The organism is Psychrobacter sp. JCM 18902, from assembly GCF_904846615.1.
Lineage (GTDB): Bacteria > Pseudomonadota > Gammaproteobacteria > Pseudomonadales > Moraxellaceae > Psychrobacter.
In genome coordinates, this window is the sequence record NZ_CAJHBK010000001.1 from 564,670 (window position 1) to 581,083 (window position 16,414).

General features: G+C 42.4%; 13 protein-coding genes and 1 tRNA gene. 11 read left to right on the plus strand and 3 right to left on the minus strand.

Going from position 1 to position 16,414, the window contains the following annotated elements:
- The first annotated feature begins 27 nt into the window (after positions 1-27).
- Positions 28-840, plus strand: coding sequence for a type IVB secretion system protein IcmH/DotU (gene icmH, locus JMY05_RS02340; RefSeq protein ID WP_060491495.1), 813 nt, complete (start codon positions 28-30; stop codon positions 838-840).
- Positions 841-1,094: 254 nt separating this feature from the next.
- Here the strand turns inward: icmH and JMY05_RS02345 are convergent.
- Positions 1,095-1,170: transfer RNA gene (locus tag JMY05_RS02345), tRNA-Asn, on the minus strand.
- 287 nt (positions 1,171-1,457) lie between these two features.
- Entirely contained in the window at positions 1,458-2,660 is a 1,203-nt protein-coding gene (locus tag JMY05_RS02350) for a pyridoxal phosphate-dependent aminotransferase (protein ID WP_201614082.1), read from the minus strand.
- Positions 2,661-3,217: 557 nt separating this feature from the next.
- Here JMY05_RS02350 and JMY05_RS02355 point away from each other — a divergent pair.
- The 8 genes from JMY05_RS02355 (at position 3,218) to JMY05_RS02390 (ending at position 11,469) form a co-directional block, all read left to right on the plus strand.
- Positions 3,218-3,955, plus strand: coding sequence for an SDR family NAD(P)-dependent oxidoreductase (locus JMY05_RS02355; protein WP_045445270.1), 738 nt, complete (start codon positions 3,218-3,220; stop codon positions 3,953-3,955).
- Between the two features lie 56 nt (positions 3,956-4,011).
- A complete protein-coding gene (locus JMY05_RS02360; protein ID WP_045445272.1) occupies positions 4,012-5,727 on the plus strand; it encodes an NAD(P)/FAD-dependent oxidoreductase in 1,716 nt (571 codons plus the stop codon).
- A gap of 41 nt (positions 5,728-5,768) precedes the next feature.
- On the plus strand, positions 5,769-6,758 hold the full coding sequence (locus JMY05_RS02365; protein WP_045445275.1) for a DUF1365 domain-containing protein: 990 nt from the start codon (positions 5,769-5,771) through the stop codon (positions 6,756-6,758).
- 83 nt (positions 6,759-6,841) lie between these two features.
- Positions 6,842-8,338 (plus strand): SAM-dependent methyltransferase, encoded by a 1,497-nt coding sequence (locus JMY05_RS02370; protein ID WP_201614084.1) that lies wholly within the window; start codon positions 6,842-6,844, stop codon positions 8,336-8,338.
- 101 nt (positions 8,339-8,439) lie between these two features.
- Positions 8,440-8,850: a DUF2177 family protein gene (locus JMY05_RS02375; RefSeq protein ID WP_055123835.1), complete on the plus strand. Its 411-nt coding sequence runs from the start codon at positions 8,440-8,442 to the stop codon at positions 8,848-8,850.
- Positions 8,851-8,976: 126 nt separating this feature from the next.
- On the plus strand, positions 8,977-9,522 hold the full coding sequence (locus tag JMY05_RS02380) for an acyl-CoA thioesterase (RefSeq protein WP_045445278.1): 546 nt from the start codon (positions 8,977-8,979) through the stop codon (positions 9,520-9,522).
- 102 nt (positions 9,523-9,624) lie between these two features.
- Complete coding sequence (locus JMY05_RS02385) at positions 9,625-10,746, plus strand: cation diffusion facilitator family transporter (protein ID WP_201614086.1); 1,122 nt, start codon at positions 9,625-9,627, stop codon at positions 10,744-10,746.
- A 15-nt stretch (positions 10,747-10,761) separates the two neighbouring features.
- A complete protein-coding gene (locus tag JMY05_RS02390) occupies positions 10,762-11,469 on the plus strand; it encodes a DUF2059 domain-containing protein (protein WP_201614088.1) in 708 nt (235 codons plus the stop codon).
- A gap of 197 nt (positions 11,470-11,666) precedes the next feature.
- On the opposite strand, the gene dps is transcribed toward JMY05_RS02390, so the two are convergent.
- On the minus strand, positions 11,667-12,149 hold the full coding sequence (dps, locus tag JMY05_RS02395; RefSeq protein ID WP_045445281.1) for a DNA starvation/stationary phase protection protein Dps: 483 nt from the start codon (positions 12,147-12,149) through the stop codon (positions 11,667-11,669).
- A gap of 371 nt (positions 12,150-12,520) precedes the next feature.
- Between dps and uvrB the strand changes: the two genes are divergently transcribed.
- Both uvrB and JMY05_RS02405 read left to right on the plus strand, forming a co-directional pair.
- Complete coding sequence (uvrB, locus tag JMY05_RS02400) at positions 12,521-14,632, plus strand: excinuclease ABC subunit UvrB (protein ID WP_045445284.1); 2,112 nt, start codon at positions 12,521-12,523, stop codon at positions 14,630-14,632.
- A 239-nt stretch (positions 14,633-14,871) separates the two neighbouring features.
- Complete coding sequence (locus JMY05_RS02405) at positions 14,872-15,924, plus strand: pyridoxal phosphate-dependent aminotransferase (RefSeq protein WP_045445287.1); 1,053 nt, start codon at positions 14,872-14,874, stop codon at positions 15,922-15,924.
- Positions 15,925-16,414 lie beyond the last annotated feature (490 nt).

Consider the following 16,414-nt stretch of genomic DNA (forward strand, 5'->3'; position numbering starts at 1 on the left):
TTGAAATAATAAGCATTAGGAATAATCATGTCAGGGAATAATTCAATGGGTTCTGCACCTTCGTTGTTAGATTCAGGCGAAGTGGCTTCAAAGGTCTCAGCAACTGGTCTAGATAAGCGTATCAGCAGTCAGTCGCTGGTAGACATCATGTATGACGGCTTTTACTTGGTGTTTTTATTGCGTAATCATTATTTCAGCACTGAGCCGCGACAGTTTCGTCAAAAAATATATGATTTTTTAGACAAGTTCGAGATGAATGCGCGCAAAAAAGGATTTCTTTCAGAAGATATCCATGAAGCTAAGTATGCGTATTGTGCGTTGATTGATGAGACCATCATGACCTCGCAAGAGCCCGAGTTTCAAACTCTCAAAGATGCTTGGGAGCTAAATCCTTTGCAGTTGGATTTATTTGGCTCACAAATTGCTGGTAATGAGTTCTTTGAGCGTTTAGATGGGCTACGCGAGCAAGGAGAGAGGCGTCTGCCTGCTCTGGAGGTCTATCACTATGCGATGCTACTTGGCTTTCAAGGGAAGTATCGTTTAGAAGCACCCGAGAAAATTCGTTATCTTATCTCACGCTTAGGGGATGAAATTGAGCATCTACGGGGTAATAAGAACGAGTTTTCGCCTTTTTGGGCGATACCCGACCAAATCAAACACACGCTCACGAGCGAAACGCCACTATGGGTCATACTTACGGTCATGGCAGTGTTGTTGACCGCGATATTTGCGACCATGTGGCAGTTTACCAATAGTTTCTCTAATGAGCAGCTGTCAGCATACGACAATGTGATTCAAGAAAACAAAGAGCAAGCTCATATCTCAATTTTCCTACCTTAATTATTTTCCTTACTTTAAATGCTAACTTTTTTAACAGTTTTTATTTCAGCTGCATATGTTGTGCTGAAATAGAAACCGTTAGGACAGCCCCGATTGTTATATCGTTGGCTACTTATTTTTCTACTGAGTTTTATATAAATTTCTTCATGCCAATAAAAATAGCAGCTATAAAAAAACCCTCATCAAAGAGATGAGGGTTTTGGCAAATGCCATAATTGAATTAAAGATAATTCAAGAAATTTACAACTAAAATGTGGCTCTCCAACCTGGGCTCGAACCAGGGACACACGGATTAACAGTCCGTTGCTCTACCAACTGAGCTATTGGAGAATAAGCTGCAAGTGTTTAAAACCTTACAACGAGCCTTAGAAGTCTCTAACGAGTTCTTGCTAAGTGGGGCGTATTCTAGCAAAAATAAAAAATACGTCAAGCCTTTTTTGCATAATTATCAAAGATAATTATTTTAATAAGGGGATAAGGCGTTTTTCGAGGTTTTTTGCCAAAAAAACTCCCAATTGTGAGATGAATAAAAAGACGCCACATAGAGGATAGGTGGCGTCTTCGTTTATAAGCACATACTTAAGCGTAGTAGTTTTAAGACAGTGGCTGTTTAGTCTTTATTCAGCAACGTCTAGATCAGCAACCGCTTTTTCGATACGTGATAACGCATCTTTTAGCGTTGCTTCATCAGTCGCGTAAGAGATGCGCATATAGCCACCAAGACCAAAGGCGTCACCAGGCACCACTGCAACGCCAACCTTCTCTAACAACCATGCTGAAAATTCAGTACATGATGACAGACCAGCGGCTTTGATGAGTGGTTTGATATCAGGATATACGTAGAAAGCGCCATCAGGACGCAGGCAGGTGATACCTTTAATCGCGTTCAAACCATCAACGACTAGATCACAACGCTTTTCAAAGGCTTCTACCATCGGGGTGAGCACGCTTTGATCACCACTGATAGCAGCTTCAGCAGCAACTTGGCTGATCGATGTTGGGCATGAGGTTGACTGTGATTGTACTTTTTTCATTGCCCCAATCAGCTTGGCAGGGCCACCAGCATAACCAATACGCCAGCCAGTCATCGCATATGCTTTTGACACGCCATTTAAAATAATCGCCCGCTCTTTTAGCTCAGGTGCTGCATTCAAAATATTGTAGAACTTATCGCCCGTCCAGCGGATGTGCTCATACATGTCATCTGAAACGACATAAATTTGTGGGTGCTTTTTCAGCACGTCAGCGATGGCTTTTAGCTCATCCAACGTGTAAATCATACCGGTTGGGTTAGAGGGGCTGTTTAGTACCAGCATTTTAGTTTTGTCAGTGATGGCGTCTTCTAACTGCTCAGCGGTGATTTTGAAATCTTGCTCAGCAGGGCATTTGACGATGACTGGCACACCTTCTGCAATGATGACCATGTCAGGATAGCTGACCCAGTAAGGTGCCGGAATGATGACTTCATCACCTGGATTGATAAAGGCTTGCGCAAGGTTAAAAAATGATTGTTTACCACCGACCGATACTAGGATTTCATTGGGCTCATAGCTGATGTTGTTGTCACGTTTGAACTTCTCAATAATGGCTTTTTTGAGCTCTGGCGTACCATCGACAGCGGTGTATTTGGTAAAACCGTCATTAATGGCATCGATGGCTGCTTTTTTGATGTGCTCTGGCGTATCAAAATCAGGTTCACCCGCACCCAGACCGATAATGTCTTTACCAGCTGCTTTTAGCTCTTTGGCTTTATTGGTAATCGCTAGCGTAGGCGATGGTTTGATGTTGTTGACGCGGTCAGAGAGTTGCAATTCGCTCATGAGAGATCCTTTTTATAGTGGAGTGGGATTGGTGAAGCACTATCATTAATTGTATAACGTTTGAGATGTCATTAGGACACGATATCAGGAGGACATGATATCAGGCAGTTTCAAAAACTGTCGCAACGGAAGTTGATTTTTGAAAACAAATAACCGTTAATAAAGACAAGCGTTTTTAACAGGTTGGATATTTTCATGATAAATACGTTGACTAATCAGCCCTTTAATTCAAATATATTTTTGATTTTTAGTATTGTAGCATGCCGTAATTAGGCTGTCTTATAAGGCTAGTAACATAAAACGACAGACCTAAGAGCAATTTTTCCAGTGCGTGAGAGTAGACAGGTTCAGTCAATTAAGAGACGCATTGATTGCGAAACCACAACAATAAATCGATAGCCTTGCGCTATGATTGTTTAGATTTAATAAATAAAATGGATGATACCTTAATGAAAAAGGGTTAATGCCATCAGCTGACTAAAGATGATACGCAAGTGTTTGACACCTGAATACATGGTAAGTTTTGTACTATCAGCACAAATAAAAGGACGTTTACGATGACTGACTCTACTAAGAAATTACATATAATTATTACTGGCGCGACGTCTGGTATTGGCAATCAATTGGCAAAAGACTATCTACTAGAAGGTCATCATGTCTATGCCGTTGGTCGAGACGATAGCGCATTGGCTGAGCTTGAGTCATTAGGCGCAGAAACGGTTGACTTAGATCTCATGGATCGGGATAAAGTTATCGACGCTTTTGAAAAAATTGAAGAGGTTGATTTGGCGATTTGTGGCGCTGGCATGTGTGAATATTTGGACATGCCAAACTTCGATAGCGCCTCGTTTATGAAAGTGATGTCGGTAAATATGGGTACGTTGTCACATGCTATCGAAGGGATATTGCCAAAGCTAATCGCCTCAAAAGGTCGTCTGGTTGGCATTGGTTCAGCATCTGCTTATGTGCCGTTTGCTCGTGCCGAAGCTTATGGCAGCTCAAAGGCTGCCATCCATTACCTAATGAAAACTTTGCAAATTAGCCTTGCACCGCATGATGTGTCGGTAAGTTTGGTCGTGCCTGGTTTTGTCGAGACGCCAATGACTAAGCAAAACGATTTTCCCATGCCCTTTATCCAAACAACAGCGCAGGCAAGCCAAGCTATTCGTGTTGGTATCGCGAGTGGTCACGATGTGATCGAATTTCCCAAAAAGCTCACTTTACCGCTAAAGGTATTGGGTACGCTGCCAGATTTGGTGTGGCAGCAAGTCAGTGAAAAAATTAATAAAAAATAGCTTATATTGAAGAACTGTTAAAAAAAATTACTAAAAATATGGAAAGGAACGCATCAATGCTGTTTAACCACCGTAAACGTAAGAACCTAGAGACAGTCTCTCATGAAGCCAGCAGCCTCTCAAAACAGACGACTAACGCTCAAGCTAAAAAACGTATTGCTATCATTGGCTCAGGTGTATCAGGATTGACTTGCGCTCATTATCTGGTGGCGCAACATGAAGTGACAGTGTTCGAGGCTAATGATTATATTGGCGGGCATGTAAATACCATCGATGTGGCGCTACAAGATGGCAAAAAAGCAAAAAGCAGCAATGTGGAAAACAGTGCCATAGATACTGGCTTTATCGTCTTTAATGAGCGTACTTATCCCAATTTCTTTCGGCTACTGCATGAGCTGCAAGTGCCGTTTCAATCGACTGACATGAGCTTTTCGGTAAAGAATACAACGCGCCATTTTGAATACAATGGTCACACGCTCAATACTTTATTATCGCAGCGTAAGAATGTTTTCAATCCAAAATTTTGGCAATTTATCAAAGATATTTTACAGTTCAATAAGCATATCAAGCAGCTACGCCAAGACTATGAAATGGCACGTACTAAAGGGCAAGATGTTAGTGTTTTTACTGAGCAAACACTGGGCAGCTATCTCACAGAAAAAAGTTATGGCAAGCTGTTTATAGATAACTATTTGCTGCCAATGGTTTCTGCCATTTGGTCAACCAGTCTGCATGAAGTGCAAGACTTCCCACTGGTGTTTTTTGCACAGTTCTTTGACAATCACGGCTTGCTTGATGTGGTTAATCGTCCGCAGTGGTTTACGATTAGAGGTGGCTCAAAACAGTACGTCAATAAGTTGATTCCACGCTTCATCAAAGCGGGCGGTAAGGTGAGAGTAAACAGTCCCGTACAGTCTGTGGTTCGCGATGGTGAGCAAGTATTATTGACGGTTCAAAATAAAAGCATTACTGACAACAATATCGAAAGCTTGAACGAAAAATTGGTATTTGACGAAGTTATCTTTGCTTGTCATGCAGACACCGCGCTCAAAATTTTAACAGACGCCAGTAAGGATGAAAATGAGGTGCTCAGACATTTTCGCTTTACCAAAAATACCGCCGTACTGCATACCGATGTCAGTGTCCTACCGAACAAGCCGTTGGCATGGGCCAGCTGGAATTATCTGATTGATGAGAGTCTCGCAAATCAAAAAGCGCAAATATCAGCAAAACCAGTGCTGACTTATCACATGAATATTCTGCAACGCCTGACCAAAAAACACAATTATTTGGTTACGCTGAATCCAGAAACCGTTCATGAAAATATTGACGATAAGCACGTCATTAAGCGCATCGATTATAGCCATCCTGTGTTTGATAAAGCGATGATTGAGGCGCAAAGCATATGGTCGAGTATCTCTGGTAACGGCATGCACACACATTTTTGCGGTGCCTATTGGTTTAATGGTTTTCATGAAGATGGTGTACGTAGCGGTCTACGTGTCTGCCAGGCGCTCGGTCATGATATTGTCATAAAAGACGAGGTTGATCCGGCTCATCTGCCTGATGCCGAGAGCGCACATACGCCGTTTCGTTATAAGGACCTACCGGTAAAGGCAGATAGCAAATTGCGCACACTTAATAAGCGTGAGGTGGTCACGGCGCTCACCAACCAGGAGTTGATTGAGTACATTGAACGTTTACAACCGACTGTTAAAAGTGATGAATCAAAGCGAAAGCGTCGCTTATTTGGTTGTCATAACGTGCAGTGATTTTGGCAGTGAAATCAACGAACACTATTGAAGAGAATGTTATGTCTATTGAAACCGACACGCCTAATAAGCTGTTACCCCATCAGTTGTTCCATGGGACGACTTGGCACAGTCGGTTACTGCCAAGTGTGCATAAATTTGCGTATCCATACCGTTATTGGGGCATCAATATCAGCGCATTGGCTAAAGGGCTGGAGCTTCCTGAAGTAAGTACAGGTATTAGTAGCAAAAATAAGCTTTTAAAAAAGTTGCTTTCAAAAGGGCGACTGGTCAAAGGATTACCATTATTTTCAGCAAAGAAAAAAGCTTTGCAGCAGTTTTGTCCTGATGATTACTTACAAGGTCTACCTTTACAAGAGTCAAATAGCCTAAGTGATTTCTCAATGAGTGGTAAGCATGATAAGCATGATAATTGTCGTTCAAATTCTGTTCAGACACTTAATCATCGCTTAAACCAAACGTTTACTGAGCAAACGGGTAGTGCGCCAACAGGCGATATTATTGGGATGCTCGTTTGCCGCAATGCGGGCATATATTTTAGTCCAGTCAATTTTTACTTAGGTTTCGATGAGCAGCAGATGCCCTCGCATTTATTGGCTGAAGTCTCTAATACACCGTGGGATAAGCGCCATTATTATGGGTTTACACTCAATGGCACGAATACTGAATTTTGTCATAATAAAGATTTTCATGTCTCACCTTTTAACCCGGTCGATCAGCTATATCGTTGGCAGGTTAAGGTAAAAAAGCAGCCGGATAATTGCTTGCAAGTTCGTATTGCTATCGATATCAGCGATGAGCGCGGTGAGGTATTAAAAACGGGTATAAAAATGGCTGGCGTTCCAATGACCGCCACAACGATTCGCAACAGTTTGCGAAAAAATCCGCTAATGAACATGACCTCTGTAACCCGTATTTATTGGCATGCTTTCAAGCTTTATGCGATTAAAAAAGTGCCTTATATTCATTATGATGAAAAACTGGCCGATAGCCAACAGAACAAAGCACCGACTCCAAAAGATATTCTTTGATCGTTTAAGGGCTAACGATCAGCCAAAGAAATTTATCAGCTTAACGCTTAAGCATAGAGTATTTAAACAAGGATGAATATACGATGTCAGCACGACCAACCGACCGAGCACCCGTTTCAACATTAGGAAAATTGACCGCACAGATGAGTAAAGTCGTCAATGAGCGCGCCATTTTTCAGCCCGTCAGTGCGGGAATGAATCAATTGGCAAGAAAACTCATCTTCCGCGCATTAGCGCATATCCAGTTTGGTAGCCTGACTATAGTCGAAGCATTCGATGAGCAAGCACATAATACCGTCAGCTTCGGTAAAGTATCCGATAGTGTCGCGAGCAGTTCGGCAGTGGGCCGCCATTCACTACACGTTACCTTGATGATTCATGATCCTACTGTATATCGGCAGCTGTTGCTTGGCGGCTCTATTGCGCTAGCAGACAGCTATATCAATGGTGAGTGGGATACGGACGATTTGACAGGGCTGATTCGGTTGGCAGCGCGTAACTTGGCGGTGTTGAATAAATTAGAAAATCGCTTTGCAGGTGTGAGTAAGGCGTTTGAAAAAGCGAAGCATCGGCTACGTAGCAATGATCAGTCTGGTGCCAAGTCTAATATTTTAGCGCATTATGATTTGGGCAATGATATGTATCAGCGGTTTTTGGACGATACGATGATGTATTCAGCAGCAGTATATCGTACGCCTGATGTATCACTGAGCGCAGCACAGCAGCATAAACTGGCGCTCATTTGCCAGCGATTACAATTGACGCCTGATGATCATGTGATAGAAATTGGCACAGGGTGGGGCGGTTTTGCTATTTATGCCGCCACACATTATGGCTGTCACATAACGACGACGACCATCTCTGATGCCCAGTATGATGAGGCGCAGCGCCGAGTCGATGCGGCAGGACTGTCTGATAAAATTACCCTGCTGAAGCAAGACTATCGTGAGCTGACAGGGCAGTACGATAAGCTAGTCAGTATCGAGATGATTGAAGCCGTTGGGCACGAGTACTTACCGACGTTTTTTGCCAAATGTAATAGCTTACTCAAACCCACAGGGCTGATGGTGCTGCAAGCGATTACTTTTAACGATCAAAACTACCAAGATTATGTTAATTCAGTTGATTTTATTCAGACGCATATTTTTCCTGGTGGTTGTTTGCTGTCTAATCAAGAGCTAAATACGCAGTTTACGAAACAAACCGACATGGTTATCAAGCAGCTACATGATTACGGTTTTGACTATGCTCATACCTTGCGCGACTGGCGTGCGGCGTTTATGGCACAGCGTGAAGAAATTAAGAGGCTTGGTTATGATGATGCCTTTATTCGCTTGTGGGATTTTTACTTTTGCTACTGCGAAGGTGGATTTTTAGAGCGTACTATCGGCGTGGTACAGTTGACCGCAGTGAAGCCGGATAATATTGATGTGATGCATTTCTCTGATTTGTCTTCTCATGACACTCTGACCGATGAGCAAAGCAGCCGCCTGATTCACGATATTATGAATTCTCATGAAAGCGGTAATGCCAACAACGGTGATGGCCAAGACGCCTCCAAACGAAACATAGCGTCTTAACAAGTTGCGTTTCAACAGGTAGTGTCTTAACAAACACTGACTTAACAAGCGCTGATGGAAATAAGCTGGGATTAAAAAACGCTAATTAAAAGGATGTGGTTATGGGTTATGTATTTATATATCTGGCTGCTGTGCTTATATTTTTGGGTATTGACGCAGTTTGGCTCAAGACCATGACTGGCTTATTTTATGAAAAGCGTATCGGGCATCTGCTTGCCGATGAGCCAAACATGATTGCTGCTGGTGTTTTCTATATGTTTTATCTACTGGCTCTCTGTATTTTGATTTTATATCCACAAATCAAAGCAGGCGCTTCGATTGGTCATATATTCTTGCTTGGTGGCTTGATAGGGCTGATGGCCTACGGTACTTATGACTTTACCAGTTTAGCGTTGTACAAAGGTTTTACACTAGATACAGCGTTGGTTGATTTTGCTTGGGGCGGTATCTTGACAGGTTCAGTGAGCGCCATTGTTGCTTGGCTTGCTTATCGTTTTCATTGGTTGAGCTAAAGTTAAATAGCTTAAGATTTACATAACCTAGACCATTCAATGACAGAGTGCTGTTTGTGCTCTCTTGTGAGCTGCTGTATAAATGATACTTACTATCAACACGCCCTAAATCATTCAAGGATTTTTATGCCGCAATACAATACCAGCTCGACTGCCAAAAAAGCCCCATTAAATCATGAGCTATATATGTCGATACTCATGACGCCTGATATGGCGAATTTTATTGGCAATGTGCATGGTGGTGATTTGCTTAAGATGCTAGATCAAGTCGCTTACGCTTGCGCCAGTCGCTATAGCGGCAATTATGTGGTGACGCTGTCTGTCGACCAAGTGATGTTCCGTGAGCCTATATATGTTGGCGAATTGGTCACCTTTGCGGCAAGTGTTAATTATGTGGGAAATACTTCAATGGAGGTCGGCATTCGCGTCGAAGCAGAAGACGTTCGAGCCCGTACTGTACGCCATACCAACAGCTGCTATTTTACGATGGTCGCTATCGATGATAATGGCAAGCCCACCCCTGCGCCGCCACTTGATATCAAAAATCCCATGCAGCAATGCCGCGCCGATGCCGCACTAGAGCGTAAAAACCTGCGTCTGGAAAGCTCGCATCGACCCAGTTGTGATATCGGAGATATGATTGGTGAGCTGGCTAATTCTCATGATCGTTAAGAGGAATAGACCTTGTATAGTCAGTTAAACGGCTTTCAATATAGGGTCTATTGATCTGGTTAAATACATATCTGCGTTCAAAAAGCCTATATCGAGATTATTATGAGCTTAAAACCATCGGAAGCCGAGTCACACGCTCCTATTTCTCATCAGCCAGCGCCGCATAATAGTCGTGCTCGAGGCGCTGGCACGCTCATTACAGACGCCACTTCTGATGGTAATTCTCATTCTGTATTAGACGATTCTGCTAAGTCGACAACCAATAAAGACCAGCAACATTCCGCTTCATTGGTAACGGTATTAATTGCCGTTGGAGCCAACATCATCATCGCGATTGCCAAAACGGTAGCAGCATTTATGACGGGTTCTGCTTCTATGATCGCAGAGTCAGCGCATTCGTGGGCAGATGCAGGTAACGGTACCTTATTAATCGTCGCCGAGAAAAAGGCGATCAAACCTGCTGATGAAAGCCATCCCCTCGGCTATGGCAAAGAAGCTTATGTCTGGTCGATGATTGCCGCTTTTGGTGTCTTTATGGCAGGTTCGATTGTCTCCATTTATACTGGTATCACCGAGTGGAATGCTGCGGAAAGCGAGACCAACTATACCATCGGTTTCATTGTATTGGCGATTGCGTTTGTGCTCGAAGGGTTTTCATTAGGGCAAGCTTACTTACAAAGTAAAAAGCATGGTGAAGCGATAAATGTCAGCGCCATTGGCTATGTGGTCGATACGTCAAACCCAACTTTACGTGGCGTATTCTTTGAAGACTTGGCAGCTGTCATTGGCTTGGTTGTCGCTGCTGCTGCCATGGGTATGCATGCTTATACGGGACAGCCGTTTTGGGATGCGCTCGGCTCTATCATTGTCGGAATATTATTGGGTGCGGTAGCCATCTTTTTAATTAGCCGTAACCGTGACTTTTTGGTCGGTTATAAAGTATCAGAGAGGATACATGGCTATGCATTGAGCGAGTTACTCAATCATCCAGATATAGATAGTGTGTCGTACTTACATTTGGAGTGGGTGGGACCCAAAAAGATATTTATGGTGGCGGCAGTCGATATCGCTGGTAATCAAAAAGAAAAAGAGATTGCCCAAAAATTCGAAATTATTGAAAGTCAGTTCCGTGCGAATCCTTTATTTCAGGAAGCTATCCTGACATTATCTGTACCCAATGCCGAAACTTTGAGCTTACCCAATAGTTATAACCAAGATGCCTGATAAAGAGAAACTAATATGAAACTAAGTCTTCAGTCTGCTATAGAGAGCCCTGTTGGGCGTTCAATCATGGTTCGCTCATTAAGTATGGCCGTTGTCACTATTAGCGCAGTAGCCAGTCTGACTCAAGCACAGGCTGAGCTGGTAATTCATAATGGGTCTGCTCAACAGCAAAGCGTAAGTATCAATAGAATAAGTGCGAATAGCGCTTCTATTAACAATACCGCTTTTATGAATAATAATATTTCCCCAACAGATAAGTCTATCGTTAAGCTGATGGAAGTGATGCACATTGATGAGCAAATAGAATCTATCGTTAACGGGCAACAAGCGGCTATTAATGCTATCAATGTACAAACGCAAAATCGTACTGAGTCAGTAGGTGATGGTAACTTAAATAAACGCCAACAGGCGCTACAAGAGCAGATTCAAAAAGTGCTAGGTCAATATGCCAAGATAATGACCAATACTATCGGCGATACCACTGACAAGCAGACGTTGACGCAAGCATATATTAACGCGGCAAAAACTTACTATACGCAAGCGGAAGTTGATGCTCAAATTGATTTTTATGATACAGAAATGGGGCAAAGTATTCTTGCTAAGCAACCACAAATTACCGCCGCTTTTTTACAGCAATCCTTGCCTGATGATACCAGTGAGATAGAGGCGCAACTGGATGAGCTTTTACCGCAGATGCAACAAATAATCCAAGGTGTTTTTTAACTGACAGCTAATAACTGATAATTTAACTATTTTAAAGCCCGTTTCTGAGCGTGAATCTTAAAGTTATTACACATAAATCATTACACATAAGTTAGTACACACAAAAAGGTCACTATAAAAGTGACCTTTTTTGCTGATATAGACTGTCTTATTGATATACCTGTTTTATTGCTATAACTGGTTTGAGTACAAAGATATTATTTCTTTGGTGCATTGGCACCTATGAACCATGCATCTTTATCAACCGTACGGCTTATTTCCGTTAATAAGTCAGCGGTATCTTCGTCACCCGCATCACCAGCAGCATCAATCCCTTCACGCAATGATGCCGCAATGGTCTTATAACGATTGGTAAGCTCACGAACATGCTGATCAACGTCAGTGATATCAGTAGGGTAAGTCTCTAAGATAGAGTCCTCAACGACGCGTTTAGAGATACCATTGGCTTTACCGCCAAGGATAACAATACGCTCAGCGACCGTATCATAAGCTTCAGTCAAGCGACCATAAGTATCATCTAATAATTGATGAACACCGATAAAGCCAGTACCTTGCAAATTCCAATGACATTGCTTACTGTCCATACTCAAATCAATGAGATTCGCTAGATTAGCGTTCAATAAGTCGATCATTTTCTTTGCGGTTGCATCATCTATTCCACTTGCGTAACGTTCTCTCATGTTCTACTCCGTTATGTATATTATTTTAATGAAAATCTCATTTGTTGTTATTGGTATCTTACTGATGAACTACTTGTTGATTCGTTATAAATAATAGCAGCTTAAATGAAGATTGAAAGCCTCAAGCGTTAGGCTTTATTAGGTGGTCGTGTAATGAGTTTGTTAATCATGAAAAGCTTTGTAAGTTTAGTAGTTGCTGTGTGCGTTTTTTATAACGAAGGTACTATTTATTCGTTATAAATAGGGCGTGTGACGTCATATCTAGATGCTAATATTTTAAGAGAAGATGACAACATAAAACCCTTAATTACCTTTAAAAACCCTAGCTTAGACCCCACATTGTTATAAACCTTCAGAAGAAGAAAGCCATTATGCGAATGCCTGAACCGCGCTCGTCGCGTCAGTTAAACCAATTGGCCACTCAGCTCCAAGGTGAAGCTGAAATTAGTGGTGTCAATGCGTCTGGGACGCAAATATCAAGTCGTGCTTTTGAGATGATCACCGAATTTGAGCCAGCAGGCGATCAACCGCAAGCGATTGAAAAGCTCGTCAACGGTATTAATTCTGGTATGGATGAGCAGTTACTACTGGGTGTAACGGGTTCGGGTAAGACCTATACCATGGCAAAGGTCATCTCTGAGACGCAGCGTCCAACCATTATCATGGCACATAACAAAACGCTTGCCGCGCAGTTATATGGTGAGTTTAAGTCGTTTTTTCCAAACAATGCCGTTGAGTATTTCGTCAGTTATTATGACTATTATCAGCCGGAAGCCTATGTCGCGGCGAGTGATACCTTTATTGAAAAAGACAGCGCTATTAATGATCATATCGATCAGATGCGCCTGTCAGCCACGCGCGCACTCCTTGAGCGTCGCGATGCGATTATTATCGCTTCAGTATCTTGTATCTATGGTTTGGGTGATCCAGAAAGTTATCTGAAAATGCTGCTGCACGTTGTAGTCGGTGACAAAATAGACCGTACTGCGACGATTAAGCGTCTGGTCGAGATGCAATATGAACGTAATGAGCTGGACTTTGGGCGTGGTACGTATCGTCTGCGCGGTGAGCTATTAGATATTTATCCTGCTGAATCTGAGCAGCTAGCCGTACGTGTGCATTTATTTGATAATGAAGTGGAGAAAATTACTTGGTTTGATCCATTAACAGGTAAGACGGTACGTAGCGTGCCACGTATTACTATCTATCCAAAATCGCATTATGTGACGCCGCGTAATAAACTAGAAGCGGCCAGTCATACCATCCGTGCTGAGCTAGAGCCGCGTCTGGAGTATTTCCGTGACAATAATAAACTGATTGAAGCACAGCGTCTTAAAGAGCGTACTCAGTATGATCTTGAGATGATTCAACAGCTTGGCTACTGTAATGGTATCGAGAACTATTCGCAGCATCTCTCCGGTCGTCCATCAGGAGAAGCACCGCCGACCTTATTTGATTATATCCCAGAAGACGCACTGCTGTTCCTTGATGAGTCGCATGTCACCGTTTCGCAAATCGGCGCGATGTATAAAGGCGATAGATCACGTAAAGAGAACTTGGTCAATTATGGCTTTCGTCTGCCAAGCGCGATGAACAACCGCCCGATGAAGTTTGAAGAGTGGGAGCGTATCAAGCCTAAGACTATTTATGTGAGTGCCACGCCTGCATTATATGAGCTTGAGCATAGTGAGCAAGTGGTCGAGCAAGTGGTGCGTCCAACGGGTCTGATTGACCCTGAGATTGAGATTCGTCCTGTACTGACGCAGGTCGATGATGTGTTATCAGAGATTACTAAGCGCCGAGAAAAAGATGAGCGCGTGCTGATTACCACCTTGACCAAGCGTATGTCAGAGGATTTGACCAGTTATCTGAAAGAGTACGATGTCAAAGTGGCCTATCTGCACTCGGACATCGATACCGTTGAGCGTATGCAGATTATTCATGAGTTGCGGACTGGCGTGCATGATGTATTGGTCGGTATCAACCTATTGCGTGAAGGTTTAGATATGCCAGAAGTATCATTGGTCGCGATATTTGATGCCGATAAAGAAGGCTTTTTGCGTTCTGAGCGTGCACTTATTCAGACCATTGGTCGTGCTGCGCGTCATATTAATGGTAAAGCCATTCTGTATGCGGATCGCATCACTAACAGTATGCAAAAGGCGATAGACGAGACCGACCGTCGCCGTGAAAAACAAGTGGCATTTAACCTTGAGCATAACATCACCCCAAAAGGGGCGCGTCGCAGTATCACGGATAAAATCGATACAGGTGACGATCAGAATGCCAATGACAATCAAGTGATTCCAATCAAGAGCAATCTGCCTGATGTCGATATTAGCATCTTACGCAGTCCTGATTTGCTGGCGAAAGAAATCAATCGTCTTGAAAAGCTTATGAAGCAGATGTCACGTGATTTGAAGTTTGAAGATGCGGCGAAAACGCGTGATAAAGTGCTAGAGTTAAAGGCGCATTTGATTTAGATGGTTATTTGAACTGCCGTTAATATCAGTGAGTATCTAACAAAAAGGTGAGTTGCTAATGGCGCAGCTCACATTTTTTATGGTCTTCTTATCAGCAAAACAACCTCGCTTTTGTTCGAGATTATTAATAACTAATAATTGGTCATATCAAAACTTGTGTTTATACTAAATGCCCCTTAATATGACATCAATGAGCAATATGAACTTATAACAACGGACGTTGAGGCACATAATCCATCATGAAAAATAATAAATTCTTAGAATTAAATGCGAATGAAAACTCACTAGGTATGGCAGATTCTGCCAAACAAGCCATTATAGAATCTTTAGGTGAGGGCTTTCGTTATCCAGATAATCCACGCGCGGCGCTCATTAGCAAAATTGCCACCATCCATGGTGTGGCAGAAAACCAAATCTCATTAGGCAATGGCTCGACTGAAAATATTCGAGCTACCTTACAAATGTTGCAAAACAAAGCATTAAAAGAGGGCATGCAGTTTCAAATGGTGATTCCTGTGCCAACGTTTGATTGTGCAGAGATGTATGCAAATTCCATTGGCGTGCCTGTGGTCAAGATACCATTAACCGCTGAAAACTATGATTATGATTTTGATGAACTACAAAAAGCAGCTGACGATTTTGATGGCATCAGCCTGCTCTATATTTGCAATCCAAATAATCCAACTGGCATCATTACATCAACGTCAAAGCTTAAAACTTGGGTAAGTAAGGCGCCAGACAACCATTACTTTTTATTAGACCAAGCTTACTTGGAGTACGTATCAGATCCAAGCTTTGAGAGTGGTATTGAGTGGGTGAAACAAGGGTTATCAGACAATCTTATTGTTATCCATACTTTCTCAAAGTTATGTGCCTTAGCCGGTATGCGAGTGGGCTACGCAGTTTCTAACCCGCAAGCTATTGAGAGTGTCGAAGCGTTTATGTCTATGGACAACACCAACTTGTCAGGTGCGGTTGCTGCTATTGCGACGTTAAATGATGCCAAGTTTTTAGCGCTAAGTTTGCGCAATACCAATCAGTCGCGCCAGATGATTGAGACAATATTAGATGACCTTGGATTGCGTTATTTACCCTCACAGACCAATTTTATTTTTCATGAGATAAAAGGTGATTTAAAAACTTATATCGATAGAATGCGCGACCATGGCATCAAGGTTGGTCGCGAGTTTCCACCTATTACAGGCTTCAATCGCTTGACGCTTGGCACGCCTGATGAGATGGCAGCATTTATTAAAGTATTAAAGCTGTTCCGTGAAAAAGGCTGGGTCTAAGTAGTGCATTAAAAAATTGCTAATTTGAAATATCGATAAACTAGCAAGACTAGCGCGTGTCCTCAATTCAATCGATTACTTGCTAAATGGGCTAAAAATGGCTAAATTTTGCCAAACATCGTCAAATAGTTTCTTAATATCTCGATATTATTTGCGCTACTTTCCTTGTTTGACGGCAATTTATCTCATGTTTATCACCATTTTTAAAATGAGGACATGCCCTAGTATTAGCAAAAATGCTAAGAGTTTTACAAAGTGAGTTGCCTATAGGGTGGCTCTTTTTTATTTAACGGATACTATCAATAAATGAGCATCATACTCATAACAGCTGCTAACGAGTTTCATCGCTCAGAGCGCTTGTAATCAGGGTAAATGCCACTTACCATAACCATTATTATCCGAATGCATCTCACCATCCATATATAAACCCTACTAAATAATCAGAGTAGCAAAAAAGACGAGCGCAAGTGCTACGTCCGCTGGCTGAGCG

Coding starts and splice junctions, on each gene's coding strand:
- JMY05_RS02390 (WP_201614088.1), top strand. CDS start 10,762: ATGAAACTAAGTCTTCAGTCTGCTATAGAGAGCCCTGTTGGGCGTTCA.
- JMY05_RS02385 (WP_201614086.1), top strand. CDS start 9,625: ATGAGCTTAAAACCATCGGAAGCCGAGTCACACGCTCCTATTTCTCAT.
- JMY05_RS02405 (WP_045445287.1), top strand. CDS start 14,872: ATGAAAAATAATAAATTCTTAGAATTAAATGCGAATGAAAACTCACTA.
- JMY05_RS02375 (WP_055123835.1), top strand. CDS start 8,440: ATGGGTTATGTATTTATATATCTGGCTGCTGTGCTTATATTTTTGGGT.
- JMY05_RS02370 (WP_201614084.1), top strand. CDS start 6,842: ATGTCAGCACGACCAACCGACCGAGCACCCGTTTCAACATTAGGAAAA.
- JMY05_RS02365 (WP_045445275.1), top strand. CDS start 5,769: ATGTCTATTGAAACCGACACGCCTAATAAGCTGTTACCCCATCAGTTG.
- icmH (WP_060491495.1), top strand. CDS start 28: ATGTCAGGGAATAATTCAATGGGTTCTGCACCTTCGTTGTTAGATTCA.
- JMY05_RS02355 (WP_045445270.1), top strand. CDS start 3,218: ATGACTGACTCTACTAAGAAATTACATATAATTATTACTGGCGCGACG.
- dps (WP_045445281.1), bottom strand. CDS start 12,149: ATGAGAGAACGTTACGCAAGTGGAATAGATGATGCAACCGCAAAGAAA.
- uvrB (WP_045445284.1), top strand. CDS start 12,521: ATGCGAATGCCTGAACCGCGCTCGTCGCGTCAGTTAAACCAATTGGCC.
- JMY05_RS02380 (WP_045445278.1), top strand. CDS start 8,977: ATGCCGCAATACAATACCAGCTCGACTGCCAAAAAAGCCCCATTAAAT.
- JMY05_RS02360 (WP_045445272.1), top strand. CDS start 4,012: ATGCTGTTTAACCACCGTAAACGTAAGAACCTAGAGACAGTCTCTCAT.
- JMY05_RS02350 (WP_201614082.1), bottom strand. CDS start 2,660: ATGAGCGAATTGCAACTCTCTGACCGCGTCAACAACATCAAACCATCG.